The sequence below is a fragment of the Actinocorallia populi genome (assembly GCF_002995495.1).
Classification (GTDB): domain Bacteria; phylum Actinomycetota; class Actinomycetes; order Streptosporangiales; family Streptosporangiaceae; genus Actinocorallia; species Actinocorallia populi.
The window spans coordinates 583,738-610,674 of the sequence record NZ_PVZV01000002.1; the positions used below are offsets into that span (position 1 = coordinate 583,738).

The following is a 26,937-nucleotide window of genomic DNA, read 5'->3' on the forward strand; positions in this document are numbered from 1 at the left end:
AGTGGCCGTCCCGAAGCGGAAGAAGTCCCGCAGCAACACCCGGCACCGCCGGTCCCAGTGGAAGGCGCCGCGCATCGCGCTGGTCGAGTGCCCGCAGTGCCGCGACCAGAAGCTGCCGCACGTGGCGTGCGGCACCTGCGGCACCTACAACAAGCGCCAGGTCGTCGAGACGACGGCCTGACAGCCTGAAATGTGAGTCCGGGGGTCGGTTCCGTGCATGACACGGGGCCGTCCCCCGGTCTCATCGAGGGCGGGAGCACCCGAGGCCGTGGTGCACGCCGGAACCACGTGGCGAGCAGGCCCCGCGCGAGCGGGCCGCCGCCCCCGGCGCGCACCTCGTCTTCCGGTACCGGCGCCCTCCTCCGCCATCACCCGAGGAGCGAGGCATGACCGTCCCCACTTCCGAACTCGAGGCCCGCATCGGGCTGACGCTCGACCCGCAGCTGCTGGAGCGGGCGCTGACCCACCGCTCGTTCGCCTACGAGAACGGCGGGCTGCCCACCAACGAGCGCCTGGAGTTCCTCGGCGACTCGGTGCTCGGCCTGGTCGTCACCGACACCCTGTACCGCAACCACCCAGACCTGCCCGAGGGCCAGCTGGCCAAGCTGCGCGCGGCGGTCGTCAACATGAAGGCGCTGGCCGGCGTCGCCCGCTCGCTGCTGGACCTGGGCGCCCACATCCGCCTCGGCCGGGGCGAGGAGGGCACCGGGGGCCGGGAGAAGGCCTCCATCCTGGCCGACACGCTGGAGGCGGTGATCGGCGCGGTCTACCTGGACAAGGGCCTCGAGGAGGCCTCGGCGCTGGTGCACCGGCTCTTCGACGACCTGATCGAGCACTCCTCCAGCCTCGGCGCGGGACTGGACTGGAAGACCTCCCTGCAGGAGCTCACCGCCGACGAGGGCCTGGGCGTGCCGGAGTACCTGGTGACCGAGAGCGGCCCCGACCACCAGAAGAACTTCCGCGCCTGCGTGCGGGTCGGCGGCCGCACCTACGGCGAGGGCAGGGGCCGCAGCAAGAAGGAGGCCGAGCAGAAGGCGGCCGAGGCGGCCTGGACGGAGATCCGCGCGGGCCTCGGTGACCGTGCCGGAGGGCGCGGCGAGACCGCGGATGCCTGAGCTTCCCGAGGTCGAGGTCGTCCGGGCCGGGGTGGCCCGCTGGGTCGCGGGCCGGACGGTCGCCTCCGTGGAGGTGCTGCACCCGCGCGCGGTGCGCCGCCACCTGCCCGGCGCGGCCGACTTCGCGGCACGGATCGCCGGACGCACCCTGGGCGAGCCCCGGCGGCGCGGCAAGTACCTGTGGCTGCCCTTCGGGGAGGCCGCGGTCCTGACCCATCTGGGCATGAGCGGCCAGCTGCTGGTGGGGGAGGCCTCCGCCGCGCCGCAGCGGCACCTGCGGGCGCGCCTGGCGTTCGCCGACGGCGGCACCGACCTGCGGTTCGTCGACCAGCGCACGTTCGGCCACCTGATGGTCTGCCCCCTGGTGCCCGACCCGCGCGGCGGCGAGGCGGGCGTGCCCGACGTGATCGGCCATATCGCGGCCGACCCGTTCGAGCCGGTGTTCGACGACGAGGCCTTCGTCACGGCGCTCCGGCGCAGGCGGACGGGCGTCAAGCGCGCCCTGCTCGACCAGTCGCTGATCAGCGGGGTCGGCAACATCTACGCCGACGAGGCGCTGTGGCGGGCGGGGCTGCACGGGGAGCGGCCCACCGAGCGGCTGACCGCGGCGCAGGCGCGCCTGCTCCTGCGGTCGGCGCGGGAGGTCATGGGCGAGGCGCTGCAGGCCGGCGGCACCTCCTTCGACAGCCTGTACGTGAATGTGAACGGTGAAAGCGGATATTTCGCACGTTCCCTGAACGCCTACGGCCGGCGCGACGAACCGTGCGGCCGTTGCGGAACGGCGATCCTGCGGGAGGTTTTCATGAATCGTTCTTCGTTCAGTTGCCCGCGCTGCCAGCCGAGGCCAAGAAATGCCCACTGAGCCGATTTCCCCGGGCGGCGGCCTCGGGGCCCTCGATCCGGCCTCCGAGCCGCAGGTGCGGCTCACCGCCTGGGTGCGGGGCCGGGTCCAGGACGTGGGCTTCCGGTGGTGGACACGGGCGCGCGCGCTGGAACTGGGCCTGGTCGGGTCGGCCTCGAATCTGCGGGACGGCAGGGTGGAGGTCGTCGCCGAGGGAGGGCGTCCGGCCTGCGAGAACCTGCTCGAACTGCTGCGCTCTGCGGGGACTCCGGGACATGTGACGGGTGTGACGGAGTTGTGGAGTGGGGCTCGTGGGGGCAAAGTCGGCTTCGTTGAGAGATGACCGGGTGGGTATTCCGTCCGCGACCTGCTAAACTCTGTAGGACAAGGTTGTTACTGGTCTGTGATGTCCAGCTTGACCGGCGCACCGGCCGGAACACCTGAGATGAATGGATAGACACGGCCCTCGCATTCCCGAGGGTACAGTGTGATCTCTGCTGGTTACTCAGCGTGGAGGACCCTCAATCATGGCGAAGGCTCTACTCGGCCACGTCGGCGGTCCCGACCCCCGGATGGTCGCGGAGATGCGACGTCTCCAGCGGCGCGTACGGGATCTGGAAGCCGAGCTTGTCAGGCTCCAGGAAGAGAACGAAGCACTCTCCTCGTCCGAGGTGGTGCACTCCGTGAAGGACCGCGAACCCGCGCTCACCTGAGACGCCGGTTCGCACCCGCGAAGTCGGGTGCTGACAGAACAGGGACGTCGACCGCGGCGTCCCTTTTGTCATTTCACCGCGCCGCCCTCCCCCCGCGGCCGCCGTCCCCGGGTGCGCCGACCCCGCACACGGGGCCGACCAGCGGCGCTAAGCTGCTGTGTCACTTCGCCACCGGCACCGTGAGGGGGACCCGCCGCGCGTGTACCTGAAGAACCTCACCCTGCGCGGGTTCAAGTCCTTCGCCTCCTCCACGACGCTGCGCTTCGAGCCGGGCATCACCTGCGTGGTCGGCCCCAACGGCTCGGGCAAGTCCAACGTCGTGGACGCCCTCGCCTGGGTCATGGGCGAGCAGGGCGCCAAGTCGCTGCGCGGCGGCAAGATGGAGGACGTCATCTTCGCCGGCACCGCCAACCGGGCCCCGCTCGGCCGGGCCGAGGTGCTGCTGACGATCGACAACTCCGACGGCGCCCTGCCGATCGACTACTCCGAGGTGACGATCAGTCGGCTGATGTTCCGCTCCGGCTCCAGCGAGTACGCCATCAACGGCGACCCGTGCCGCCTGCTGGACGTGCAGGAGCTGTTGTCGGACTCGGGCATCGGCCGCGAGATGCACGTGATCATCGGTCAGGGCCAGCTCGACCAGGTGCTCAACGCCGGCCCCGAGGGCCGCCGCGCCATCGTCGAGGAGGCCGCGGGCGTCCTGAAGCACCGCAAGCGCAAGGAGAAGGCGCTGCGCAAGCTCAGCGCCATGGAGGCCAACCTCACCCGGGTGCAGGACCTCACCGCCGAGCTGCGCCGCCAGCTCAAGCCGCTGGGCCGCCAGGCCGAGATCGCCCGCAAGGCCGCGGTGATCCAGGCCGAGCTGCGCGACGCCAGGCTGCGGCTGCTCGCCGACGACCTGGTGACGCTGCGCGAGAAGCTGGAGCGCGAGGCCGCCGACGAGGAGTCCGTCCGGCGCCGCCGGGCCGAGGTGGAGCAGGCGCTGGCCGCCGCCCAGGCCCGCGAGGAGGAGCTGGACGCCGAGTCCGCCGCCGCGGCCCCGGTCCTGGCCGCCGCCCAGGAGACCTGGTTCAGGCTGTCGTCGTTGAAGGAGCGGCTGCGCGGCGTGGCGGACCTGGCGGCCGAGCGGCACCGCAACGCCGCCGACTCCGGCCAGGACGAACGTTTCGGGCGCGACCCGGAGGAGCTGGAGCGCGAGGCCGAGGAGGTCCGCGCCCAGGAGGAGGTGCTGGAGGAGCGCCTGGAGGACGCCCGCGAACGCCTGGAGAAGGCGGTCGCCGAACGCGCGGGAGCCGAGTCGGCGCTGGCCGGGGAGGACCGCAGGCTCCAGCAGCTGGCCAAGGCCGCCGCCGAGCGCAGGGACGCGCTGGCCGCCCGGCGCGGGCGGCTGGAGTCGCTGCGCAGCCGCCTGCAGGCCGCCGAGGCCGAGATCGGCAGGCTCGCCGAGGCGCGGTCGGCCGCCGAGGACCGGGCGGAGGCGGCGCAGGCCGAGGCCGAGGCGTTCCAGGCGCAGGCCGCCGTCGATCCCCGGCTGGCCGAGGAACTGGAACTGGCCGAGGAGGCGCTGGACACCGCCAAGGAGCGGGTGGGCCAGGCCCGTGCCGCGGTCGAGGAGCCGCAGCGGGCGTTGAAGTCGGCCCGCGAGCAGGTGACGGCCGCCCGCGCCGCCGACCAGCGCGCGCAGAAGGAGCTCACCGCGCTGCAGGCGCGCATCGAGGCGCTGGAGCTCAGCCTCGGCTCGGCCGCCGACGGCGGCGAGGCGCTGCTGGGCTCGGGGATGAAGGGGGTCCTCGGCACCCTGGCCGCCGAACTCGCGGTCAGGCCCGGCGCCGAGACGGCGATCGCCGCCGCGCTCGGCGCGCTCACCGAGGCCGTCTCGGTCGCCTCGCTCGACACCGCGGCCGAGGCGCTGGCCTTCCTCGCCGAGCACAAGGCCGCCGCCGGGCTCGTCATCGGCGCGGCGCCCGGCCAGGCCGACCCGCCGGCGCGGCCCGCCCGCACGGACGGCAGCGTCTGGGCGGCGGAGCTGGTGACGGTCCCCGACCGCCTCCGCCCGGCGATCACCGCCCTGCTCGACGGCGTCGTCGTGGTGGACGGGCTGGAGCGGGCGCACGAGATCGTCCGCGCCGAGCCGCGCCTGCGCGCGGTGACCGCGGACGGCCAGGTCCTGGGGGCGTACTGGGCGCGCGGCGGCGGCACGGGAGGCCAGGGGCTGCTGCAGATGCGCGCCACGCTGGAGGAGGCGCGCGAGGCGCTGGTGCGGGCAGGGGAGGAGGCCGAGCTGACGGCCGCCGCCCTGGAGGAGGCCGGCGAGGCCGAGAACGACGCGCAGGGCCTGCTGGAGGCAGCGCAGTCCGGGGTCAACCAGGCCCAGTCGGGAGTGGGCCGGGCCCAGTCCGAGCTGGACCGCCTCAGGGCGCGGTTGCGCGAGGCCGACGCCGCGGCGGCCCAGGAGGCCAAGCAGGAGGCGCGGCTGCAGGCGGCCGCCCAGGCCGCCCGCCAGGAGGCCGAACGGCTCGCCCGCAGCGTCGCCGACGCCGGAGAGCACCGCGACCGGGACGCCGAGGCGCTGGCCGCGCTCCAGGAGCGGTACGAGGCCGAGTCCGCGGCCGAACCCGAGGACGAGCCCGACACCGAGATCCGCGACGAGCTCGCCGAACGGGTGGAGGAGCTGCGCGGCCTGGAGATGGACGCGCGGCTGGCGGTGCGCACCGCGGAGGAACGGGTCAACGCGATCTCGGGCCGGGCCGCCGCGCTGGAGAAGCAGGCGGACGCCGAGCGCCGCGAGCGCGCCCAGGCCGTGGAGCGGCGGCGCAGGCGGGAGCGGCAGGCCCGCGTGGCGCAGGCGGTGCGGCAGGGCGCGGCGGCCGCGCTGGAGCGGATCGAGCACTCCCTGGCCGTCGCGGTGGCCGAGCGCGAGGAGGCCGAACGGCGGCGCGCCGAGCGCGAGGAGGAGCTCAAGGTCGTCCGCGGCCGGGTCCGCGAGTACGGCACGCAGCTGGAGCGGCTGGTCAACGTCGTGCACGGCAGCGAGGTGGCCCGCGCCGAGCAGCGCCTGCGGCTGGAGCAGCTGGAGACTAGGGCGCTGGAGGAGTACGGCATGGAGGTGGCGGGGCTGGTCGTCGAGTACGGCCCCGACCAGCCGGTGCCCCCGCAGGACCCGGAGGACTCGCCCGAGCCCTTCGACCGCGCCGTCCAGGAGAAGCGGGCCAGGGCAGCCGAACGCCAGATGACGCAGCTGGGCAAGGTCAACCCGCTGGCCCTGGAGGAGTTCGCGGCGCTGGAGGAGCGCCACGCCTTCCTCACCGCGCAGCTGGAGGACCTCAGAAAGACCCGCAAGGACCTCTTCGACATCGTCAAGGACGTCGACCGGCGGGTGCAGGAGGTCTTCGCCGCCGCGTACGCCGACACCGCCGAGCACTTCTCGGGGATCTTCGGCCGGCTCTTCCCCGGCGGGGAGGGCTCCTTGTCGCTCACCGACCCCGAGGACCTCCTGGCCACCGGCATCGAGGTCGCCGCCCGCCCGCCGGGCAAGAAGGTCAAGCGCCTGTCGCTGCTGTCCGGAGGCGAGCGCTCCCTGGTGGCCGTGGCGTTCCTGGTGGCGGTGTTCAAGGCGCGGCCCAGCCCGTTCTACGTGCTGGACGAGGTCGAGGCGGCGCTGGACGACACCAACACCCAGCGGCTGATCAAGGTGTTCGAGGAGCTCAGGGAGTCCTCGCAGCTGATCATCATCACCCACCAGAAGCGCACCATGGAGGGCGCCGACGCGCTGTACGGGGTGAGCATGCGCGGCGACGGGGTGAGCCAGGTGATCAGCCAGCGGCTGCGCGAGCCCGAACCGGCCTGAGTTTCCGCGGTTCTGGCCTCCGGGGCGGTGGAACGGCTCGGGGACGGGGATCAATCAGCCGTCGGGTGGAGTCTGCGAGACTGGACGGGCTATGGAATATCTGATTCTCGGTATCGCGCTTTTCGTCGTCTTGGCCGTGGGCGGAATGGTCGCCCTGCTGAGATCCCGGTCGGGGTCCGGCACGGTGGAGGCGCCGCCGGAAACCCCGACGATCACCAGACCGGCGCCGCCGGCCGAAGAAGAGGCGGTGGTCGCCCCGCCGGCCGAACGGGCGCCGGTGGCCGAGGCCCCGGCGGCGCCGGAGATCGAGCTGCCGCCCCCGTCCGCCGGCCGGCTGCAGCGGCTGCGCGCCCGGCTCGCCCGCTCGCAGAGCACCCTCGGCCAGGGCCTGCTGAACCTGCTGGCCCGCGACTCGCTCACCGACGAGGACTGGGACGAGATCGAGGACCTGCTGATCAGCGCCGACGTCGGCGTCGCCCCGTCCCGGATGATCGTGGACGAGCTGCGCACCAGGGTGAAGGTCACCGGCCAGCTCTCCTCCGACCAGGTGCGCTCGCTGCTGCGCGAGCAGCTCGTCGCCCAGATCGGCCCCGACATGCAGCGGGCCCTGCACGTGGACGCGCACGGCGGCCACCCGGCCGTGGTGATGGTCGTCGGCGTCAACGGCACCGGCAAGACCACCACCACCGGCAAGTTGTCGCGGGTGCTGGTCGGTGACGGCAAGCAGGTGCTGCTGGGCGCCGCCGACACCTTCCGCGCGGCGGCGGCCGAGCAGCTGACCACCTGGGGCGAGCGGGTCGGCGCGCGGGTCGTGCGGGGCCCGGAGGGCTCGGACCCGGCCAGCGTCGCCTTCGAGGCGGTCAAGCAGGGCATCCAGGACGGCGTGGACACCGTGATCATCGACACCGCGGGCCGCCTGCACACCAAGACCGGCCTGATGGACGAGCTGGGCAAGGTCAAGCGGGTGATCGAGAAGCAGGCGTCGGTGGACGAGGTGCTGCTGGTGCTGGACGCGACCACCGGCCAGAACGGGCTCACCCAGGCGCGGGTGTTCGCCGAGGTGGTGAACGTCACCGGCATTGCGCTGACCAAGCTCGACGGCACGGCCAAGGGCGGCATCGTCATCTCCGTGCAGCGCGAGCTGGGGGTGCCGGTCAAGCTGGTGGGGCTGGGCGAGGGCCCGGACGACCTCGCGCCGTTCGACCCCGAGGCCTTTGTGGACGCCATTTTGGGATAAACCAGACTTCGTCCTGACCTTGGGGCGGGCGTTCTGTGGTTCCGTGAGAAGAAGGCGGCCGTCCGCGGTGCCGGCGACCGCCCAGGGCTGTCCGCAGGTGCCACGGATCGGGGGTTGACCATGGCCACACGCACCAGGAGAGCGCACGGGGCGACGGCCGAGGGGACATCGGCCGAGATCGGCGAACTGCCGCCGCTGAGTACCGAGGAACGCTCCTCCGAACTGGCGTCCCGGGGGGCCGCGGCGGCGGCGGGAGTGCTGATCCTCGCCACCCTGCTGCCCTGGGTGGGCGTCACGTTCTTCAGCGCGGCGACACTCAGCGGCGTCCGCGTCTGGGAGGGCAGGATCACCCTGGTCCTGGCGCTGGTGGCCGGAGCGTGCGCCCTGGCCGCCCTCTACTGGAGGGAGATGGACCGGCGCACCCTGCTCGTGGCCTCCGCGGTCTGCGGGGGCCTGTCGTTCCTCGCCGCGCTCGTCTACGGCTTCCGCTTCCGCGACGCCCTCGACCTCCCCGCCATCCTCGGCACCGGCCAGGCGCTGGGGCTGGTCAGGGCGGGTGCGGGCCTGGAAACCGGCTGGTACCTCGCCATGGCCGCCAGCATCGCCCTGACCGCCGTTTCGGTCTGGGGCTACCTGAACGCCAGGGAGTCCGGCCCCGCCGAGGCCGTCCCCGGAATGGAATGGGTCGAACCCGGCACCCACCAGGGCTCCACCCGGGACACCGGTTCCACCCGGGACACCGGCTCCACCTCCACCACCCGTCCCACCGGCCCCGGGCACACCCCGGGCGAACACCACTAGACCAGGCTCACCACGGGCGGCCGACCGCGCAGCGGTCGGCCGCCTCCGCGTGTCCGGAGCCTCCGGTCCACCGCGGCGGCGCGCCGCCGCCCCATTGGAACGATGCGATCGGTGAAACACCGGAGAAACATCGTCCAGGCATGTTTCACACGTCGGAAACATCTGTGCACCTCTGGTGAAACCGCCGGGGAAGAGCCTTCTCGCGAACGGAAAACCCGCACAAGGAGGGCGCTCTCCGAGATGGAAATCGACAGCGGCAATACAGCCTGGATTTTGACGAGCGCCGCGCTCGTCCTTCTGATGACGCCGGGCCTGGCCTTCTTCTACGGAGGCATGAGCCGGGCCAAGTCGGTGCTCAACATGATGATGATGAGCTTCGTCAGCATGAGCATCGTCAGCATGGTCTGGGTGCTCTGGGGCTACTCGGTGGCCTTCGGCGAGGGCGGCGTGCCGGCCTTCTTCGGCGGCCTCGACGCGCTCGGCCTGGTCGGCCTCGAGGCCGAGGGCGAGGGCTACCCGTCGCTGGCCTTCGTCGCCTTCCAGGCGACCTTCGCCATCATCACCGTCGCGCTGATCAGCGGCGCCGTCGCGGACCGCACCAAGTTCATGACCTGGTGCGTGTTCGTCCCGCTCTGGCTCACCCTGGTCTACCTGCCGATCTGCCACTGGGTGTGGCACGCCGAGGGCTGGATCTTCAAGCTGGGCGCCATCGACTTCGCGGGCGGCACGGTCGTCCACATCAACGCCGGTTGCGCCGCGCTGGCGCTCGCGCTGGTCCTGGGCCGGCGCAAGGGCTGGCCGAAGGAGCCGATGCGGCCGCACAACCTGCCGTTCGTCCTGCTGGGCGCCGGTCTGCTGTGGTTCGGCTGGTTCGGCTTCAACGGCGGTTCCGCCCTGGCCGCCAACGAGTCCGCGGCCCTGGCGTTCGTCAACACCCTCGTCGCCACCGGTGCGGCAGGGTTCGCGTGGATCATGGTGGAGAAGCTGCGGGACGGCGCCGCCACCACGCTGGGCATCGCCTCGGGCATCGTGGCGGGCCTGGTCGCCATCACGCCGGCCGCCGCCAGCATGACCCCGCTCGGCGCGCTGGTCCTGGGCCTCGTCGCCGGCGCCGTCTGCGCCGTCGCGGTCGGCCTGAAGTACCGGCTCGGCTACGACGACTCGCTCGACGTGGTCGGCGTCCACCTGGTCGGCGGCATCATCGGCGCCCTGGCGATCGGCGTCTTCGGTTCGCTGGCCGGCACCGTCCCGGCGGCGAGCCTCCTGTCGGACGGCAGCGCCGTCCTCCTGGGCAAGCAGGCCGCGGCGATCGGCGCGACGATGGCGTACTCCTTCATCGTGACCTTCATCCTGGGCAAGGTGCTCGACATGACGATGGGCTTCCGGGTCGACGAGGAGGCCGAGGCCACGGGCATCGACATCGCCGAGCACGCGGAGAGCGCCTATGATCTGAACACCTCCAGCACCGGTGGCCTGGGTGGTCCGACCGCCGCTCCGATCGCCGGGGACATCAAGAAGGTCGAGGCCGACGCATGAAGCTCATCACCGCGATCATCAAGCCGTTCAAACTCGACGATGTGAAGGCAGCCCTGGAGACCTTCGGGGTCAAGGGCATGACGGTGAGCGAGGCCAGCGGCTTCGGCCGCCAGAAGGGCCACACCGAGGTCTACCGCGGCGCCGAGTACAAGGTCGACGTCGTGCCGAAGATCCGGCTGGAGGTCCTGGTCGAGGACGAGGACCTCGACGAGGTCGTCGACGTGGTCGTGAAGGCCGCGCAGACCGGCAAGATCGGCGACGGCAAGGTCTGGGCGACTTCTGTCGAGACGGTCGTCCGCGTGCGGACCGGAGAGACCGGAGCCGACGCCCTGTAGGCGGGGCGGCGGGTTCGGGGGAGAGCGCAGGGGCGTTCCGGAGCAGATCCGGGACGCCCCTTACTCTGTTCTGGAGGTAGGGATTTGCGAAGTTTCGCGGACGAGCGCGCGGCCCGGGTCGCCGAGCTGGACGGCTGGCTGGCCGGTCTGGTGGGGGACGAGCCGGGGGTGGCGCTGCTGGCCGTCGGCAGTTTCGGCCGGGGCGACCTGACCCCCGGCGGGGACCTGGACCTGGTGCTGCTGCACGAAGACAAGCCCGACATCGCAGAGTTCGCGGAGAAGCTCTGGTACCCGGTCTGGGACCGCGGCCTGCGGCTCGACCACTCCGTCCGCACCGTCCCGGAGGCGCGCGGCGTCGCGGCGCAGGACCTCAAGGCGGTGATGGGCCTGCTGCGCACCCGGCTGATCGCGGGCGATCCGAAGCTCGCCGAAGGGCTGCGCAGCGCCGTCCTGGCCGACTGGCGCGCCGCGGCGAAGCGGCGCCTGCCGGAGCTGGCGCAGCTGACGCGGGAGCGCTGGGAGCGGTTGGGGGAGCTGGCCTTCCTGCTGGAGGGCGACCTGAAGGACTCCCACGGGGGGCTGCGGGACCTCCACGTGATGGAGGCGGTCGTGGCGACCTGGGTCGTGCCGCCGCCGGGCCCCCGCGTACGGACCGCCTACGGCCGGCTGCTGGAGATTCGGCACGCCCTGCACGCGGTCACCGGCCGTGCGAACGACCGGCTCCTGCTCCAGGAGCAGGACGCGGTCGCCGCCCACCTGGGGATGGAGGACGCCTACGATCTGCTCGGGACGGTCGCCGAATGCGCCCGGACGATCACCTACGCCGGTGAGCACGTCTGGCGGCATGTCGAGCGGCACGGCACCTCGCAGAGCAGGAGCGAGCGCCGTCCGCTGGCGGACGGGTTCGTGGAGTTCGCGGGAGAGGCCGTTCTGGCCCGTGACGCGGACCTGACCGACCCGTCCCTGCCGCTGAGAGCCGCCGCCGCGGCGGCGCGCGCGGGGCTTCCGCTGGCGCCCGCGACGGTGGACCGGCTCGCGAAGTCCTTCACGGAGCTGCCCGTGCCCTGGCCGGAGCGGGCGCGCACCGCGCTGGTGTCGCTGCTGGGCGCCGGTCCCGCGGCGATCGGCGCGTGGGAGGCGCTCGACCAGGCCGGGCTGGTGGTCCGGATGATCCCCGACTGGACGCGGGTGCGCAACAGGCCGCAGCGCAACGCCGTCCACAAGTACACCGTCGACCGGCACCTGGTGGAGGCCGCCGCCCGCGCCGCCGCCCTCACCCGCGAGGTGGCCCGGCCCGACCTCCTGCTGGTGGGCGCGCTCCTGCACGACATCGGCAAGGACGGTTCGGGCCGCGACCACTCGGTGGTGGGCGCGGAGTACACCCGCCCCCTCGCGGAGCGCCTCGGCTTCCCGCCCGAGGACGTGGAGATCCTGGAGCGGGTGGTCCTGCACCACCTGCTGCTGCCCGACACCGCCACCCGGCGCGACCTGGACGATCCGCTGACGCTTCAGACGGTGGCGGACGCCGTCGGCTCGCCGGTGGTGCTGGAGCTGCTGCACGCCGTCGCCGTCGCCGACGCAGGCGCCACCGGGCCCGCGGCCTGGGGCGGCTGGAAGGCGCGGCTGATCGACGAGCTGGTGCGGCGCACCGGTGTCCTGCTGCGCGGCGACGCGCCGCCGCGCACCCCCGAGCCGACCGCGGGGCAGCTGGCCCTGGCCCGGCACGACGGGGTGGCCGTGCGGGTGAGCGGTACGGCGGTGCGCGGCTCGTGGGCCAGGCACACCGGGGGAGCGCTGACCGTCACCGTCGTGGCGGCCGACCGCCAGGGATTGTTGTGGCAGGCCGCCGGAGTGCTGGCGCTGCACCGGCTGGTGCTGCGGACGGCGCGGACGTTCTCGCACGGCGGCGGCAACGCGGTGATCGAGTTCACCGCGGAGCCGGAGTTCGGCAGCCCGCCCGACCCGGCCGCGATCGAGGCGGACCTGCGCCGGGTGCTGGCCGGGCGGATGGACGTCGCCGACCGGCTGGAGAAGCGTGCCGCGGCCGTGCGGGGCAGGCGGGGCGTGCCGGTGGCGCCGCCGAAGGTGGTCGTCGTGGAGGAGGCCTCGCACACCGCGACGGTGGTGGAGGTCCGCGCGCCGGACCGGCCGGGGCTGCTGTGGCGGATCGGGCGGGTCTTCGGCGAGCTCGGGCTGCACATCAGGGCCGCGAAGGTGGACACGCTGGGTTCCGAGGCGGTGGACGTCTTCTACGCGGTGGACGGGGAGGGGCTTCCGGTCTCCGATCCGGGGCTGCTGGGCGAGGTGCGGGAGGGGATTCTCGCCGCGCTCGGCTGACCGGCCGGAATCGGCGTTATTGGTCTTTTATTCACCTTCCGTAAGGGAGAAGGCCATTGGGTGCCTTCTCCCTGGCCGTCCGATAAGTCCAGAGTGATCGCGACCTGCTCGTCGTCACCGTTTCTCCCGCCCCCCGTTTCCCGTTCCTCCCGGGGGTCCGTACGGCGGAAGCGGTTCTGGAAGGAAGGCCGGAGTTGGACTGGAGCACTTTCTCGGCCGCCCTGTCGGTGGGCGCGCTGCTCGCCCCGCTGGTCCTCACCGCCTCGCTGCGCCCGGCGCCGCCCGTTCCCGCCGGGGCCGAGGACGAATAGCCGGAGCCCGGCGGGCTCGGGGCGCGCGACGTGCCGCGCGCGGCGGATAGGCTTGGATCGTTCGCATCAAGCGTCGGGCTAGGACGGGCCAGTGTTCGAGAATCTCTCCGATCGGTTGACCTCGGTCTTCACCAACCTGCGCAGCAAGGGCAGGTTGTCCGAGGCCGACATCAACGCCACCGCGCGGGAGATCCGGGTCGCGCTGCTCGAGGCGGACGTGGCGCTCCCGGTGGTCAAGGAGTTCATCTCCCGCATCAAGGAGCGGGCGCGCGGCGCCGAGGTGTCCCAGGCGCTCAACCCCGCCCAGCAGGTCGTCAAGATCGTCAATGACGAGCTCATCGCCATCCTGGGCGGTGAGACCCGGCGCATCCGCTTCGCCAAGACCGCGCCGACCGTGATCATGCTCGCCGGCCTCCAGGGCGCGGGCAAGACCACCCTGGCGGGCAAGCTGGCCCGCTGGCTGAAGGAGGAGGGCCACACCCCGCTCCTGGTGGCCTGCGACCTCCAGCGCCCCAACGCCGTGCAGCAGCTGCAGGTGATGGGCGAGCGGGCCGGGGTCGCGGTGTACGCGCCCGAGCCGGGCAACGGCGTGGGCGACCCGGTGCGCGTCGCGCAGTCCTCCATCGCCGAGGCCAAGCGCGCCCAGCACGACGTGGTGATCATCGACACCGCGGGACGCCTGGGCGTCGACGCCGAGATGATGCAGCAGGCCGTCGACATCCGCCGGGCCACCGAGCCCGAAGAGGTGCTGTTCGTCGTCGACGCCATGGTCGGCCAGGACGCGGTGAACACCGCCCAGGCCTTCATGGACGGCGTCGGCTTCGACGGCGTCGTGCTCACCAAGCTGGACGGCGACGCCCGGGGCGGTGCGGCGCTGTCGGTGCGCGAGATCACCGGCAAGCCGATCATGTTCGCCTCCACCGGTGAGAAGCTCGAGGACTTCGACCTGTTCCACCCCGACCGGATGGCCGGCCGGATCCTGGACATGGGCGACATCCTCACCCTGATCGAGCAGGCCCAGCGCACGTTCGACGAGGAGCAGACGGCCAGGATGGCCGGCAAGCTCGCGTCGGGCGAGGACTTCACGCTCGAGGACTTCCTCGACCAGATGATGATGATCCGCAAGATGGGCCCGATCGGGAACCTGCTCGGCATGCTGCCCGGTATGGGGCAGATGCGGCAGCAGGTGAACCAGATCGACGACAAGGACCTCGACCGGGTGGCGGCGATCATCCGCTCGATGACCCCGGCGGAGCGCGCGGAGCCGAAGATGATCAACGGATCCCGCCGGGCCCGCATCGCCAAGGGCTCCGGGGTCTCGGTCGGCGAGGTCAGCTCCCTGGTCACCCGGTTCTTCCAGGCGCAGAAGATGATGAAGGCCATGGCGGGGGGCATGGGCATCCCCGGGATGCCCGGCACCCGGCGCAAGGCCGCCAAGCAGGTCAAGTCCAAGAAGGGCAAGCAGCGCTCGGGCGACCCGCGCAAGCGCGCCCTGGGCCCGGCGGCCAAGGGCGAGCCGGAGCAGCAGCAGCAGGAGCCCGGCGGCCTGCCCCCGGCGTTCGGCGGCGGCCTGCCCGGCCAGCTTCCGCCGGGCTTCCAGTTGCCCGACCTGGGCGATCTGGGCAAGAAGCGCTGAGCCGCATCCGGCGGAACGGCGGAGCGGCGTGACGGAGTAGTCACGGGGATCTGGCACAATGGTCCACTGGAAACCCGGTACGTGAGGCGCCCTCTCTCGCTCTGACGCCCGGAGTCCATCCGAGCAGCCCGGTCCGGTCCCCACTCAGGTCCGGCGCTGTTCTCCTGTTACTGAAACCGGAGTTACCACACCCGTGGCTGTCAAGATCAAGCTCAAGCGTCTCGGCAAGATCCGTGGCGCGCAGTACCGCATCGTCGTCGCCGACGCCCGCACCAAGCGTGACGGTCGGGCGATCGAGGAGATCGGCAAGTACCACCCGAAGCAGGAGCCCTCGCTGATCGAGGTGGACTCCGAGCGGGTGCAGTACTGGCTCGGCGTCGGCGCGCAGCCGACCGAGTCCGTCCAGAGGCTGTTCAAGATCACCGGTGACTGGCAGAAGTTCAAGGGCGAGCCCGGTGCCGAGGGCACCCTGAAGACGGCCGCTCCCAAGCCGGACCGCGCCGAGGTCTTCGCCGCCGCCGCCAAGGAGGCCGCGAACCTCGACGGCGGCGAGGCCACCACGCCGAAGGCGAAGAAGAAGGCCGAGCCCAAGGCCGACGACACCGAAGCCGCGAGCGAGGCCTAAGTGCTCGAAGAAGCGCTCGAGCACTTGGTGCGCGGCATCGTCGAGAACCCCGACGATGTCCGGGTCCACGCCAAGCGGATCCGCGGCGGCCGGGTCCTGGAGGTGCGCGTGCACCCCGAGGACCTCGGCAAGGTCATCGGCCGTAGCGGGCGGACCGCCAAGGCCCTCCGCACGGTCATGGGCGCCCTCTCGGGCGGCCGCTATGTCCGGGTGGACCTGCTCGACGTCAACGAGGTCCGCTGACCGGTGCAACTGGTAGTGGGCCGGATCGGCAAACCGCACGGGATCCGCGGCGACGTCACCGTCGACGTGCGCACCGACGACGTTGAAACCCGGTTCGCGCCGGGGGCGGCGCTCGCCACGGATCCCGCGGCGGCCGGTCCGCTGACGGTCGACACCGCCCGCTGGCACAGCGGGAGGCTCGTCGTCCGTTTCGCGGGAGTCTCTGACCGCAACCGCGCCGAGGAGCTGCGCGGCACCTGGCTGGTGATCGACTCCTCGGAGATCCTTCCTTCGTCCGATCCGGACACCTTCCACGACCAGCAGCTCGTCGGGCTCGAGGTCGTCACCACCGCGGGCGAGCGGATCGGCACCGTCTCGGAGGTGCTGCACCACGCGCAGGAGCTGCTGGTGGTCGACACCGAGCACGGGGACAGGCTGGTGCCCTTCGTGTCGGCGATCGTGCCCGAAGTGGACGTTGAGGGCGGCCGGCTGGTGGTCGACCCGCCCGAGGGCCTCTTCGACTGACGGGCCCCATGCGCTTCGACATCATCTCGATCTTCCCGGAGTACTTCACTCCGCTGTCGGCCTCCCTGCTGGGCAAGGCCCGCGACCGGGGGCTGCTCTCCTTCGGCGTCCACGACCTGCGCGACTGGGCCTACGACCGGCACCGGACCGTGGACGACACCCCGTACGGCGGCGGCCCCGGCATGGTCATGCGGCCCGAGCCGTGGGGCCAGGCGCTGGACGACGTCCTGACGCCGCAGGCCCGGCTGGTGGTGCCCACCCCGTCGGGGCGCCCGTTCACCCAGAAGGTCGCCGGCGAGCTGGCGGACGCCTCCCACCTGGTCTTCGCCTGCGGCCGCTACGAGGGCATCGACTCGCGCGTCATGGCGCACTACTCCTCGGTGGTCGAGGTCGACGAGCTGAGCATCGGCGACTACGTGCTGGCCGGCGGGGAGGTCGCGGTGCTCGTCATGATCGAAGCGATCAGCAGGCTGGTGCCCGGGGTGCTGGGCAACGCCGAGTCGGTGAGCGACGACTCCTTCGCCCCCGGCCGGATGGAGCGCCTGGTGGAGGGGCCCGTCTACACCAAGCCGCCCGCATGGCGGGGCCTGGAGGTGCCGGCGGTGCTGACGTCGGGCCACCACGGAAGGATCGCGCGCTGGCGGCGGGACGAGGCGCTGCGGCGCACCGCCGAGCGGCGCCCCGACCTGCTGGCCGGGCTGGACCGGGCGGACCTGGACAAACATGACCGCAGGCTGCTGGAGTCGCTCGATTTGGCCGAGCATCCCGATCCTGTGGCAGACTAGAGCGTCTGCGCTTGCGAAGCGCGGCTACTCACTTCCCTGCCTGACGCCCCCACCGATGCAACCCGGGGCCTCTCTCGGCACGGGCGAATCCACAGCGAGGAAACATGCACACCCTGATCCAGGAGATCGAGAAGGCCGCGCTGCGGTCGGACCTGCCGAGCTTCCGCCCCGGTGACACCGTCAAGGTGCACGTGCGGATCACCGAGGGCAAGGTCAGCCGTATCCAGGTCTTCGAAGGCGTCGTGATCCGCCGTCAGGGCGGCGGCGCCCGCGAGACCTTCACCGTCCGCAAGGTCAGCAAGGGCGGCTACGGCGTGGAGCGGACCTTCCCGCTGAACCTGCCGGCCATCGAGAAGCTCGAGGTCGTCATCCGCGGTGACGTGCGCCGCGCCAAGCTCTACTACCTGCGCAACCTGCGGGGCAAGGCCGCCCGCATCAAGGAGAAGCGCGAGTTCTGAGCCTCCCCTCGCACTCCGGCGAACGCCCGGTCCCCTGGGACCGGGCGTTCGTCCGTTCTTGGTGATCTTCTGGTGGACTCCGGGCACTTCCTCGATCTTCGTCCGGGGGCGGGCGGCGCTAGGCTCGTGGCCTGATGAGTGACGAAGAGGGCGGACGGCCCGGCGGCGGGGCCGACAGGCCCGTGCCCGCGGAGGAGCGGAGAGAAGTGCGTTCCGAGACCGAGGGGCCGGCATCCGGCGAGCCCGAATCCACCGCGCCCGCCGAGGAGGCCGGATCCCCGGAGCAGGGGCGGCGCAAGCGCTCCCGGGACGGCCAGGGCTCCTTCTGGCGCGAACTGCCGGTCCTGATCGGGGTGGCGCTGGTCCTGGCGTTGGTGATCAAGACGTTCGTGGTGCAGGCCTTCTACATCCCGTCGGCGTCGATGGAGAACACCCTGCGGGTCGGCGACCGGGTGCTGGTCAACAAGCTCGTCTACCACCTGCGCGACATCGAGCGCGGCGACATCGTGGTCTTCAGCGGCCTGGACAGCTGGGATCCGGCGCCCGCGGAGACCGGATCGTCCAACCCGGTGATGCGGGGCCTGCGGGCGGTGGGGACGGCCTTCGGGCTCGTCGCCGGCGAGAAGGACTACATCAAGCGGGTGATCGGCCTGCCCGGCGACCACGTGGTCTGCTGCGAGGCGGCCACGGGGCGGGTCACGGTGAACGGGATCCCCCTGGACGAGACCTCCTACCTCTACGCCGACCCGGAGACGGGCGAGCAGGACGTCCCGTCGGCGCTGAAGTTCGACGTCGTGGTGCCTCCCGGGCGGTTGTGGGTGATGGGGGACCACCGCGAGGTCTCCTGGGACTCCCGGGGCCACCAGGCCGACAGCGGCAGCGGCACCATCCCCCTGGAGAGCGTGGTGGGGCGGGCCTTCGTGGTGATCTGGCCGGTCTCGCACTGGCGGGTGCTGGAGATCCCGGCCACCTTCCGGCAGCCGGGGCTGGGCGGTGCCGCGCTGGGCGCGGTGCCGGTGGTGCTGGGGCTGGCGGGTGCGGCCCCGGTGTTCTGGTTGCGCCGCAGGCAGCGCCCCTGAGACCGGATCTGAGGGCCGGGAGCGGCCGTCCACAAGGCGTTGGGCGGATGTCCTGCGGTGGGCGTATGGTTCCGGGTATGCACAGCCTTCACTACCGGTACCCGAGGTGGTCACGGCGGTTCCGGAGGTTCCGTTGATCTCGGAGGCCAGGCGCCCGCTGCGGTTCACGCCGCGCCGGGACGCCGGGATGTACGGCTATGAGAGGGCCCTGGCGCACGGCGGCTTCCGCCGCGTGGCGGGGGTGGACGAGGCGGGGCGCGGCGCGTGCGCGGGGCCGCTGGTGGTGGCCGCCGTGATCCTGGACGGGGTCCGGATAGCGGGTCTGGCGGACTCCAAGCTGCTCACCCCGGCCCGCCGTGAGGCGCTCTACGAGGAGATCACCGCCCGTGCGGTGTGGTCGGTGCTGGTCGTCCCCAGCGCCGAGATCGACCGGGTGGGGCTGCACCGCAGCAACATCACGGGAATGCGCCGGGCGCTGGCGGCGCTACCCGTACGTCCGTCGTACGTGCTCAGCGACGGCTTCCGGGTGCCGGGCCTGGAGGCGCCGAGCCTGGCGGTGATCAAGGGGGACCGGGCGGTGGCCTGTATCGCGGCGGCCTCGGTGGTGGCCAAGGTCACCAGGGACAGGATCATGACCGGGCTGCATCTCACCCATCCTGTATACGGATTCGACGTCCACAAGGGGTACAACACCCCGGAACACATGGCCGCGCTCGGCCTGCACGGCCCCTGTCCGGAGCACCGGTTCTCGTTCTCGAACGTGGTTTCGAGGCCGGATGCGCGGCGGGACGCGGGGCGGGGCGCGCCGGTGGGGAAGAATGAAGAGGTGGGAGGGGACGATGAGCGCTGAGGACCTGGAGAAGTACGAGACCGAGATGGAGCTCCAGCTCTATCGCGAGTACCGGGACGTCGTCGGGCTCTTCACCTACGTGGTCGAAACCGAACGCCGCTTCTACCTCACCAACGCGGTGGACCTGCAGGTGCGCAGCCTGGACAACGGCGAGGTCTACTTCGAGGTGAGCATGCAGGACGCCTGGGTCTGGGACATGTACCGCCCGGCACGTTTCGTGAAAAACGTTCGGGTCGTGACCTTCCACGATGTGAACGTGGAGGAGCTGGCGAAGCCCGATCTTCAGCTTCCCAGCTGATGCCGGCTCTCCCGGAACGCGTGATCTCGCCCGGGCCCGAACGCTCCCACCCCGGGCCCGGCATCCCCCGCCGATCACCGACCGGTTTCGCCGCTTCGTCGAATGCGTGATTCGTATTCCCTTCGGTCGGTGGAAAGAAGCACAGAAGTAACGATCTGGCCAACGATTCGGGCGTCGGCTCCCTTTTTCATGACCCATCTTGATCAAGACCTGCGAACGGGCTGCTTCGCACGGGGTTCTCGGGCGTACGCGGGCTTTCGAGTGTTCGCGAGTTCTCGGGCGTTCGCGAATTTTTGGGCGTATGCGGGTTCTTGGGCAGAAAGGCCGCCGGAGCGGTCGGCCCGTGTCACGGTGATCGGTGGTGATCCCTGCGGGGGACCGCGATCCCTCTTCGCCTCCTGAACCCCCTGCCGCCTCGTCGAGTGTGCTGGAGCCGCCCCGGAACGCTTCCGGCAGCCTGCTCCCACCCGCTCCTCCACCCTGCCGAGGGGCGTGTCCGCCGAGCCCGCGGGCCGGGCAGTGCCGGGCAGTGCCACCGGGCGGTCGTGGCGATGCCTCGGCTGGGTGGTCTTGGGATGCGGTCCCTGTCGGGTGGAGGTGGCGATGCCTCGGCTGGGCAGTGCCGGGCCTTGTCACCGGGCGGTCGTGGCGATGCCTCGGCTGGGTGGTCTTGGGATGCGGTCCCTGTCGGGCGGTCGTGGTGACGCCTCGGCCGGGTGGCCCCGGGACATGGCCCCTGCCGGGCGGCGGACTCGGCCCACCCGCACCGGATCCGGACCACGAGAAAGCGGCTGGCAGGTCCTGTGCCGACGCTCCTGCGATCGACGCGGCCTCCGCCACCGCGCAAGCGGATCTTCACCCGAGCGTGGTGGCGTTCGGGGCGATTCGCTACGGGCAGCAGGGGAGGGCCGGTCCGCCGTTCGTCGGTGATCTGCGGTTCCCGAGGACCGCTGTGAGGGGGCCCGGGGTGCAGAACAGGGGCAGAGTCGGAATTTTCTGTGGGTTGTGGTTTCCTTTCGGGCGCAAGGGAGGAGTTCCGGCCGGGGCACCGGTCGCAGGACGCGGGAAAGGGCGGGAGGACGGTCGGTGAACGGTCGGGTGAGGGTGCTCTCCGCCTCTGGCGAGGCCTGTGGCGGAGCCGTCGGGGCGTCTGCGGGGACGGAACGGGACTGACATGGCCGGAGAGATCGATGTGCGGTTCCCGGCGGGAGGACGGACCGTGGTGACGACACCGTGCGCGGCGATGTCGTCCGCCCGACCGCCGAAGCCGTCGGCATCGCAGAGGGCACCATGGGCGGACGCGTCATCGGCGACATCTCCGGCGGGCCGGTGCCGCGGAGGGCCGAGCGCAACGCCTCGTGGGCCGGCGTGAAGGGCAACGGCCGCCTCGTCCAGGGCGACTGCGATGGCGGAACCGACGAGGACGGTTTCCAGGCGCACCGGAGCGTCGAGGGTCGGGGGACCGGAAGCGTGTTCTGCGGCGACATCGATCTCGGCGGGTCGGCAGGTGTCGGCATCAACGGCACCGCAGAGGGGAACACGACCGCCTGTGACGACCTGGTCACCAGCGGTCCGCTCATCAGGAAAGACGGTTGTTCCTGAGTCGGGAGCTCAGGTGCGGAAAACCTTAGGAGTAGTGGTAATGGACGTTTCGGAGCTGCCCAGGCTCACCGTCATCGGCACCGGGTACCTGGGCGCGACCCACGCCGTCTGCATGGCCTCGCTGGGCTATGAGGTACTCGGCCTGGACGTGGACGCACGGAAGATCGAACGGCTGGCCTCGGGAGAGGTGCCGTTCTTCGAGCCGGGGCTGCCCGAACTGCTCGCCAAGGCGCTGGACTCAGGCCGGCTGCGGTTCACCACCTCCTACCGGGAGGCCGCCGAGTTCGGCGACGTGCACTTCATCTGCGTGGGCACCCCCCAGGAGCCCGGCTCGGACGCCTGCGACCTGCGGTACGTCGACGCGGCGTTCGGCGACCTGGCGGCGCACCTCACCCGCAAGGTCCTCGTCGTCGGCAAGTCGACGGTGCCCGTGGGGACCGCGCAGCGGCTGACCACGATGGTCCGGGAGAAGGCGCCCGCCGGCGAGGAGGTCGAGCTGGCCTGGAACCCCGAGTTCCTGCGCGAGGGATTCGCGGTCGACGACACGCTGCGCCCCGACCGGCTGGTGTTCGGCACGACCTCCGCGTGGGCGCGGGAACGGCTCGCGGCGGCCTTCCGGCCGATCCTCGACATCGGCACACCCGTCGTGGACACCGACCTGGCGACCGCCGAGCTCGTCAAGGTGGCGGCGAACTCCTTCCTCGCCACGAAGATCTCCTACATCAACGCGATGGCCGAGGTCTGCGAGGCCACCGGCGCCGACGTCCGCGACCTCGCCAAGGCCCTCGCCTACGACGACCGGATCGGCGGGCGCTTCCTGCACCCCGGCCTCGGCTTCGGCGGCGGCTGCCTGCCCAAGGACATCCGCGCCTTCGCCCACCGCGCCGAGGAGATCGGCGTGGGCCAGGCCGTCTCGTTCCTGCGCGAGGTCGACGCCATCAACCGCCGGCGCCGCTCCCGCACCGTCGACCTCGTCCGCGAACTGCTCGGCGGCCGCCTCGACGGCGCCCGCATCGCCTGCCTCGGCGCCGCCTTCAAACCCAACTCCGACGACATCCGCGACGCTCCGGCCCTCGACGTGGCCCGCACCATGCACGGCCTCGGCGCCCACGTCCGCGTCTACGACCCCGCCGCCCTGGACAACGCCCGCCTCGCCTACCCCGAACTCCGCTACGGCGAGAGCGCCCTCGACGTGGCCCGCGACGCCGATGTCGTCGTCCTCCTCACCGAATGGTCCGAGTTCCGGGAGATCGACCCCGCCACCATGGCCCGGGTGGTCCGCCGCCCCCGCATCGTCGACGGCCGCCACGCCCTCGACGCAGCCCTCTGGCGCTCCGCAGGCTGGGAGTACCGAGCCCTGGGCCGCCCCTGACCCACCCCTCACCCTGTCACTTCTCGGCCACTCCCCCCAGGCCGTCCTCCCGCCGCGTCCCTCCTGTCACGTCCCTCCTGTCACCTTCTTGTGGTTCTTCTCCTCCGGCTCCCGCTTCCGGTCACGCCCTTGAGCCTTCCTGCCTTCGCCCACGCCCGCGTGGCCCCGCCCTCTCCCGCCACGCCCCTCCGATCACGCTCTTGGCTTCACTCTTTTGATCTTTTCCTCCGGGCCATGCCCTTGCGGCTCCACCCTCTTCGGCATTCCTCATCGCACTTCACACGACCACGCTCACTGCCGCCCCGCTGCCGCGACAACTCGCGCGATCAGAGTGCCGTCGGCAGTGGTCGTGATGCCGTAATCGGTTGTGGCATCGGCATGCTGTCGCTGGTGGCGCGATGCGTTGCCTGACGTGGTCGGCGGTGCGTGTTGCCATAAATGGTGTGACATCGACGCATCGTTATCAGTGAACGCGGTATTCGCCTTCGTCTAAGTGGCGGGCTCGTTTCCCTGGGTGGATATGTGGCTGGCTTTTTCGAGTAGGCGCGTAGAGGGGGTCGCGCTCAGGGCTGGTTCTTGGCAGCGGGCGGGAAGCGTCTTTTTCGACAGGTAGATGCGATAGAGGTCTGCGGGCGGGTGATCTAAGCGGTATGTGGCGGAGTTTCCGAAGAAGAAAACGGGGGCGGGGCGGCCAGGGATAGGCGGGTTCACGAGGGAGGGCCAGCGGGTGGGGCGGGCTCGGGGGAAGTCCGGGGACGGGGCGGGTTCTGGGGAGGGGAGGGCGGGCCGGGGGTGGGGCGGAGGCGCCAGCCGGTGCGGGTGCGGTCGATGAAGCCGGTGGCGGCCAGGAGGGAGAGGCGGCTGCGGGCGGTGGAGAGGTCGACGGCGGCGGAGGCGGCTATGGCGTGGGTGGGGGCTCCGGCGGGCGCGGCGGGGACGGCTTCCAGGACGGCGCGGGAGTCGGGGTCCAGGTGGTCGCGGGGAAGGACGGGAGTGCCGTCGGGACGGTCGAGGCCCTCACCGATCAGGCCGACCTCCTCGATGACGTCGTCGGTGCAGGTGACCAGGCGGGCGGCGGGGGGAACGGCGCGCAGGAGCCCGTGGCAGCCCCGGGACATGACCGAGGTGACCGGGCCGGGGAAGGCCATGAGATGGCGGCCCAGGTCACGGGCGCGGTGGGCGGTGTTGAGGGCGCCGCTGCGCAGATCGGCCTCGACCACGACGGTGCCCTTCGTCAGGGCGGCGATCACCCGGTTGCGGACGAGGAAACGGGGACGGGTCGGGTGGGAGGCCAAAGGCCACTCGCTGACGAGAAGGCCGGTGCGTGCCATCTCGGCGAACAGGCCCTCATGGCGCGGGGGATAGGGGACGTCCACACCGTTGGCCAGCACGGCGACGGTGACGCCGTCGGCGGCCAGGGCGCCCCGGTGGGCCTCTCCGTCGATGCCCAGCGCGCCGCCGCTGACGACCGTCCAACCCCGTTCGGCCAGCTCGGCGCCCAGCTCGGCGGCGATCCGCCGTCCGTAGGGGGAGGCGGCGCGGGCGCCCACCACCGCCACGGACCGCAGGCACAACTGGCGCAGGTCTCCGCGGCCGCGCACCCACAACATGAGCGGCGCGCTCTCACCGAGCTGGTCGAGCGTGGTCGGCCATCCCGGATCCCCCGGGCACAGGATGCGCCCCCCGACCTTCTCCCCCAGGAACAGCACCCCGTCCAGATCGAACGACTCCGCCCGCGCCCGCCAGCCGGTGAGCTTCTTCTCGGTGACCCCCGACCCGTCCGGCACCCGCCCCCGCCGGATCGCCGCCACGGTCCCCTCCGCCCCGAGCCGCGCCACCAGCCGCCAGGCCGCCTCGTCCCCCGGCTCGCACACCCCGCTCAGCCAGGCCCGAGCCATCCCCTCCGCGCTCACCCCGCACCGGATCTCCCCCTGCCCGCCCATCTCTCCCCGTCCATCCATCTCTTCCTCCACAGAACTCGAAAACTCCACTGCCTTCCTCCCTCACCCCGGCTCCCGTCCTCCCTCACCCCGGCTCCCGTCCTCCCTCACCCCGGCTCCCGCCCTCTCTCTCCCGCCCTCTCGCCCTCCATCTCTCCGCCCGTTCACCTCGCCGGTGGCCCGTGGCCCGCAGCCTTCGGTCCGCAGCCTTCGGTCCGTGGCCCGTGGCCCGTGGCCCGTGGCCCGCGCCCGTGACCCGCGGCCCGGGACCCGTGGCCTGGGGCTCGTAGTCCGTGGTCGTGGCTTGCGGCTCGTAGTCCGTGGTTCGGCCTGTGCCTGCAGTTCGTGGTCCGTGAGCCCGAGGCCTGCGGTCCGTGGTCTGTGGTCTGGCCTGTGCCTGTGGTCCGTGAACCGTGGCTTGCGGCCTTCGGTCCGTGGTCTGCAGTTTCGGTCCGTGGTCCGTGGCCTGTGGTCCGCAACCTTCGGTCTGTGGGCTGTGGCTTGCAGGTCGTGGTCTGCGGGACGGGATTCAGGTCAGGAGCGGTTGCCTCGCCAGAGGTCGAGGGCCTCGGCGGTGTCCCAGGGGGCGGGGGTGTCGCGGGCGCCGAGGTCGGCGAGGGTCCAGGCGGTGCGCAGGGCGCGGTCCATGCCGCGGGCGCTGAGCGAGCCCTCCTGGAGGGCGCGTTCCAGGGGGGCCAGGGCCTCGGGGGAGACGGGGAAGCGGCGGCGGAGTTCGGGGCCGGGGATCTCGCTGTTGCTGCGCCAGGGGAGGCCGGACATGCGGGTGAGGGCGCGGTCGCGGGCCTCCTGGACGCGGGCGGCGACCGTGGTGCTGGACTCGGCGTTCTCCAGGTCGTAGCGGAGTTCGGCGCGGGTGGCGGGGCTGAGTTCGAGCTTGATGTCGATGCGGTCCAGGAGGGGGCCGGAGATCTTGGCCAGGTAGCGGGTGCGGACGGACGGGGTGCAGCGGCACTGCAGGACCTTGGCCGCTGCGCAGGGGCACGGGTTGGCCGCCATGATCAGGGTGAACATGGCGGGGAAGCGGGTGCTGACGCCGCTGCGGTCGATGCAGACCTCGCCCGACTCCATGGGTTGGCGCAGGGAGTCCAGGACGCCGCTGGGGTACTCGGGTGCCTCGTCCATGAACAGCACACCGTTGTGGGCGAGGCTGATCGAGCCGGGGGTGACCCGGCGGCTGGATCCGCCGCCGATGACGGCGGCCCGGGAGGCGGTGTGGTGCGGGGAGTGGAAAGGGGGCTGGTCGATCAGCGGACGGCCCGGCGGGAGGGTACCGGCGATCGAGTGGATGGCCGTCACCTCCAGCGCCATCTTGCGGTCCAGCGGCGGGAGCAGGGTGGGCAGCCGCTCGGCGAGCATCGTCTTGCCGCAGCCCGGCGGGCCGAGCAGGAAGAGGTGGTGGCCGCCCGCGGCGCTGATCTCCAGGGCGCGGCGGGCCTCCGCCTGGCCCCGTACGTCGGCCAGGTCGAGGGAGCCGCGCCGGGAACGGGCGGGTTCGGCCACCGCGGGGACGAGGCGTTCGACGGGTTCGTCGGGCTCCAGGGGCGGGGGCTCGTGGCGCAGATGGCACAGCAGGGCGCGGAGGCTGCCGACGGCGATGACCTTGACGTCGGGGACGAGTTCGGCCTCGACCTGGTTGGCCAGGGGCACGACGACGGTGCGGCAGCCCGCCTCGACGGCGCCCAGCACGGCGGGCAGCACCCCGGGAACGGGCCGGATGCGCCCGTCCAGGCCGAGCTCGCCGAGCATGACGAGGTCGGCGCAGCAGGAGAGGGCCAGCTCTCCGGCCGCCGCCAGGATCGCGACGGCGATCGCCACGTCGAAGCCCGCCCCCGCCTTGGGCAGGCCCGCGGGCCCCAGCGCCACGGTCGTGTGGCGTACCGGCCATTCCTCGTTCGAGTGCATGATCGCCGCGCGTACCCTGTCGCGGGCCTCGCTGAGGGCGGTGTCGGGCAGGCCGACCAGGTGCAGGCCGGGGGTTCCGCTGGTGATGGCGGCCTCCACGTCCACGAGGTGGCCCGTCACTCCCATGAGGGCGACCGAACGGGTCCGGGCGAGGGCCATCACGCCACCTCCTTCAGATGGTCGACGGTGAAGCCGCCGGTCCCGCCGCCGACCAGGCCGATCAGGTCGATCCGCACCGACGACGTGCGCACCCCGTGCTCCCTGGCCCAGCGTCCCGCCAGCCTGCGCAGGCGCAGCGCCTTGGAGATCGTGATCGCCTCGGCGGGATCCCCGTAGGCACGGCTGCGCCGCGTCTTCACCTCGCAGACCACATGCCGCAGCCCGTCATGAGCCACGATGTCCAGCTCCCCCTCGGCACACCTCCAGTTGCGTTCGACGACCTGCCATCCCAGGCCCTCCAGGTACCGCGCCGCAGCGTCCTCTCCGCGGCGTCCAAGCTCGTGTCCGGCGTTCATCGCCATCACCTCCGGTCATCACCCTGGGGCATCG

Annotated in this window: 25 protein-coding genes; 22 read left to right on the forward strand and 3 right to left on the reverse strand. The window is 72.0% G+C overall.

Annotated features, from left to right (window positions below; translation table 11 throughout):
- Position 1: 1 nt before the first annotated feature.
- From rpmF to C2865_RS09770, 22 genes are all read left to right on the forward strand, one after another.
- Positions 2–181, forward strand: coding sequence for a 50S ribosomal protein L32 (gene rpmF / locus C2865_RS09665; RefSeq protein WP_106398016.1), 180 nt, complete (start codon positions 2–4; stop codon positions 179–181).
- Between the two features lie 205 nt (positions 182–386).
- Complete coding sequence (gene rnc, locus C2865_RS09670) at positions 387–1,115, forward strand: ribonuclease III (protein WP_106398017.1); 729 nt, start codon at positions 387–389, stop codon at positions 1,113–1,115.
- Entirely contained in the window at positions 1,108–1,977 is an 870-nt protein-coding gene (gene mutM / locus C2865_RS09675) for a bifunctional DNA-formamidopyrimidine glycosylase/DNA-(apurinic or apyrimidinic site) lyase (RefSeq protein ID WP_106398654.1), read from the forward strand. Before rnc ends, mutM begins: the two co-directional genes overlap by 8 nt.
- The gene (locus C2865_RS09680) at positions 1,967–2,299 is read left to right on the forward strand and encodes an acylphosphatase (protein WP_106398018.1); all 333 of its coding nucleotides are present in this window, start codon (positions 1,967–1,969) and stop codon (positions 2,297–2,299) included. Before mutM ends, C2865_RS09680 begins: the two co-directional genes overlap by 11 nt.
- 184 nt (positions 2,300–2,483) lie before the next feature.
- The gene (locus C2865_RS09685; protein WP_106398019.1) at positions 2,484–2,669 is read left to right on the forward strand and encodes a hypothetical protein; all 186 of its coding nucleotides are present in this window, start codon (positions 2,484–2,486) and stop codon (positions 2,667–2,669) included.
- Positions 2,670–2,868: 199 nt separating this feature from the next.
- Positions 2,869–6,516 carry a chromosome segregation protein SMC gene (gene smc / locus C2865_RS09690; protein ID WP_106398020.1) on the forward strand — a complete coding sequence of 1,216 codons (3,648 nt, stop codon included), beginning with the start codon at positions 2,869–2,871 and terminating at the stop codon, positions 6,514–6,516.
- Between the two features lie 91 nt (positions 6,517–6,607).
- Complete coding sequence (ftsY, locus tag C2865_RS09695) at positions 6,608–7,753, forward strand: signal recognition particle-docking protein FtsY (RefSeq protein ID WP_106398021.1); 1,146 nt, start codon at positions 6,608–6,610, stop codon at positions 7,751–7,753.
- Between the two features lie 120 nt (positions 7,754–7,873).
- Positions 7,874–8,554 (forward strand): hypothetical protein, encoded by a 681-nt coding sequence (locus C2865_RS09700; protein ID WP_157963644.1) that lies wholly within the window; start codon positions 7,874–7,876, stop codon positions 8,552–8,554.
- A 240-nt stretch (positions 8,555–8,794) separates the two neighbouring features.
- Complete coding sequence (locus tag C2865_RS09705; RefSeq protein WP_106398023.1) at positions 8,795–10,090, forward strand: ammonium transporter; 1,296 nt, start codon at positions 8,795–8,797, stop codon at positions 10,088–10,090.
- Positions 10,087–10,425, forward strand: a complete 339-nt coding sequence (locus C2865_RS09710) for a P-II family nitrogen regulator (RefSeq protein WP_106398024.1) — start codon at positions 10,087–10,089, stop codon at positions 10,423–10,425. The genes C2865_RS09705 and C2865_RS09710 overlap by 4 nt, the downstream gene beginning before the upstream one ends.
- An 84-nt stretch (positions 10,426–10,509) precedes the next feature.
- Positions 10,510–12,762, forward strand: a complete 2,253-nt coding sequence (locus C2865_RS09715; RefSeq protein WP_106398025.1) for a [protein-PII] uridylyltransferase — start codon at positions 10,510–10,512, stop codon at positions 12,760–12,762.
- A gap of 402 nt (positions 12,763–13,164) precedes the next feature.
- Entirely contained in the window at positions 13,165–14,709 is a 1,545-nt protein-coding gene (ffh, locus tag C2865_RS09720; RefSeq protein WP_106398026.1) for a signal recognition particle protein, read from the forward strand.
- Between the two features lie 193 nt (positions 14,710–14,902).
- Positions 14,903–15,334: a 30S ribosomal protein S16 gene (gene rpsP / locus C2865_RS09725; RefSeq protein ID WP_106398027.1), complete on the forward strand. Its 432-nt coding sequence runs from the start codon at positions 14,903–14,905 to the stop codon at positions 15,332–15,334.
- Positions 15,335–15,577: an RNA-binding protein gene (locus C2865_RS09730; RefSeq protein ID WP_106398028.1), complete on the forward strand. Its 243-nt coding sequence runs from the start codon at positions 15,335–15,337 to the stop codon at positions 15,575–15,577.
- A gap of 3 nt (positions 15,578–15,580) precedes the next feature.
- Positions 15,581–16,081: a ribosome maturation factor RimM gene (gene rimM, locus C2865_RS09735; RefSeq protein WP_106398029.1), complete on the forward strand. Its 501-nt coding sequence runs from the start codon at positions 15,581–15,583 to the stop codon at positions 16,079–16,081.
- Between the two features lie 8 nt (positions 16,082–16,089).
- Entirely contained in the window at positions 16,090–16,866 is a 777-nt protein-coding gene (gene trmD / locus C2865_RS09740) for a tRNA (guanosine(37)-N1)-methyltransferase TrmD (RefSeq protein WP_106398030.1), read from the forward strand.
- A gap of 104 nt (positions 16,867–16,970) precedes the next feature.
- Positions 16,971–17,324 carry a 50S ribosomal protein L19 gene (gene rplS, locus C2865_RS09745; RefSeq protein WP_106398031.1) on the forward strand — a complete coding sequence of 118 codons (354 nt, stop codon included), beginning with the start codon at positions 16,971–16,973 and terminating at the stop codon, positions 17,322–17,324.
- Positions 17,325–17,458: 134 nt separating this feature from the next.
- The gene (lepB, locus tag C2865_RS09750; RefSeq protein WP_106398032.1) at positions 17,459–18,403 is read left to right on the forward strand and encodes a signal peptidase I; all 945 of its coding nucleotides are present in this window, start codon (positions 17,459–17,461) and stop codon (positions 18,401–18,403) included.
- Between the two features lie 133 nt (positions 18,404–18,536).
- Positions 18,537–19,253 (forward strand): ribonuclease HII, encoded by a 717-nt coding sequence (locus C2865_RS09755; protein ID WP_332873345.1) that lies wholly within the window; start codon positions 18,537–18,539, stop codon positions 19,251–19,253.
- Positions 19,243–19,551, forward strand: a complete 309-nt coding sequence (locus C2865_RS09760; protein WP_106398033.1) for a DUF2469 domain-containing protein — start codon at positions 19,243–19,245, stop codon at positions 19,549–19,551. Before C2865_RS09755 ends, C2865_RS09760 begins: the two co-directional genes overlap by 11 nt.
- A 1,233-nt stretch (positions 19,552–20,784) precedes the next feature.
- A complete protein-coding gene (locus C2865_RS09765; protein ID WP_106398034.1) occupies positions 20,785–21,153 on the forward strand; it encodes a hypothetical protein in 369 nt (122 codons plus the stop codon).
- A gap of 40 nt (positions 21,154–21,193) precedes the next feature.
- Positions 21,194–22,525, forward strand: a complete 1,332-nt coding sequence (locus tag C2865_RS09770) for a UDP-glucose dehydrogenase family protein (protein WP_106398035.1) — start codon at positions 21,194–21,196, stop codon at positions 22,523–22,525.
- Positions 22,526–23,232: 707 nt separating this feature from the next.
- Here C2865_RS09770 and dprA read toward each other — a convergent pair.
- The 3 genes from dprA to C2865_RS09785 all read right to left on the reverse strand — a co-directional run bounded on the left by dprA (position 23,233) and on the right by C2865_RS09785 (position 26,903).
- Positions 23,233–24,486: a DNA-processing protein DprA gene (gene dprA, locus C2865_RS09775; RefSeq protein WP_232835481.1), complete on the reverse strand. Its 1,254-nt coding sequence runs from the start codon at positions 24,484–24,486 to the stop codon at positions 23,233–23,235.
- A 513-nt stretch (positions 24,487–24,999) separates the two neighbouring features.
- Positions 25,000–26,547: a YifB family Mg chelatase-like AAA ATPase gene (locus C2865_RS09780; protein ID WP_106398037.1), complete on the reverse strand. Its 1,548-nt coding sequence runs from the start codon at positions 26,545–26,547 to the stop codon at positions 25,000–25,002.
- On the reverse strand, positions 26,547–26,903 hold the full coding sequence (locus C2865_RS09785; protein WP_106398656.1) for a YraN family protein: 357 nt from the start codon (positions 26,901–26,903) through the stop codon (positions 26,547–26,549). Before C2865_RS09785 ends, C2865_RS09780 begins: the two co-directional genes overlap by 1 nt.
- Positions 26,904–26,937 lie beyond the last annotated feature (34 nt).

What these genes read in the sequence shown, in the direction of transcription:
- rnc (WP_106398017.1), top strand. Translation starts at nt 387, where the DNA reads ATGACCGTCCCCACTTCCGAACTCGAGGCCCGCATCGGGCTGACGCTC.
- mutM (WP_106398654.1), top strand. Translation starts at nt 1,108, where the DNA reads ATGCCTGAGCTTCCCGAGGTCGAGGTCGTCCGGGCCGGGGTGGCCCGC.
- C2865_RS09680 (WP_106398018.1), top strand. Translation starts at nt 1,967, where the DNA reads ATGCCCACTGAGCCGATTTCCCCGGGCGGCGGCCTCGGGGCCCTCGAT.
- C2865_RS09685 (WP_106398019.1), top strand. Translation starts at nt 2,484, where the DNA reads ATGGCGAAGGCTCTACTCGGCCACGTCGGCGGTCCCGACCCCCGGATG.
- ftsY (WP_106398021.1), top strand. Translation starts at nt 6,608, where the DNA reads ATGGAATATCTGATTCTCGGTATCGCGCTTTTCGTCGTCTTGGCCGTG.
- C2865_RS09700 (WP_157963644.1), top strand. Translation starts at nt 7,874, where the DNA reads ATGGCCACACGCACCAGGAGAGCGCACGGGGCGACGGCCGAGGGGACA.
- C2865_RS09705 (WP_106398023.1), top strand. Translation starts at nt 8,795, where the DNA reads ATGGAAATCGACAGCGGCAATACAGCCTGGATTTTGACGAGCGCCGCG.
- C2865_RS09710 (WP_106398024.1), top strand. Translation starts at nt 10,087, where the DNA reads ATGAAGCTCATCACCGCGATCATCAAGCCGTTCAAACTCGACGATGTG.
- trmD (WP_106398030.1), top strand. Translation starts at nt 16,090, where the DNA reads ATGCGCTTCGACATCATCTCGATCTTCCCGGAGTACTTCACTCCGCTG.
- rplS (WP_106398031.1), top strand. Translation starts at nt 16,971, where the DNA reads ATGCACACCCTGATCCAGGAGATCGAGAAGGCCGCGCTGCGGTCGGAC.
- lepB (WP_106398032.1), top strand. Translation starts at nt 17,459, where the DNA reads ATGAGTGACGAAGAGGGCGGACGGCCCGGCGGCGGGGCCGACAGGCCC.
- C2865_RS09760 (WP_106398033.1), top strand. Translation starts at nt 19,243, where the DNA reads ATGAGCGCTGAGGACCTGGAGAAGTACGAGACCGAGATGGAGCTCCAG.
- C2865_RS09770 (WP_106398035.1), top strand. Translation starts at nt 21,194, where the DNA reads ATGGACGTTTCGGAGCTGCCCAGGCTCACCGTCATCGGCACCGGGTAC.
- dprA (WP_232835481.1), bottom strand. Translation starts at nt 24,486, where the DNA reads ATGGATGGACGGGGAGAGATGGGCGGGCAGGGGGAGATCCGGTGCGGG.
- C2865_RS09780 (WP_106398037.1), bottom strand. Translation starts at nt 26,547, where the DNA reads ATGGCCCTCGCCCGGACCCGTTCGGTCGCCCTCATGGGAGTGACGGGC.
- C2865_RS09785 (WP_106398656.1), bottom strand. Translation starts at nt 26,903, where the DNA reads ATGAACGCCGGACACGAGCTTGGACGCCGCGGAGAGGACGCTGCGGCG.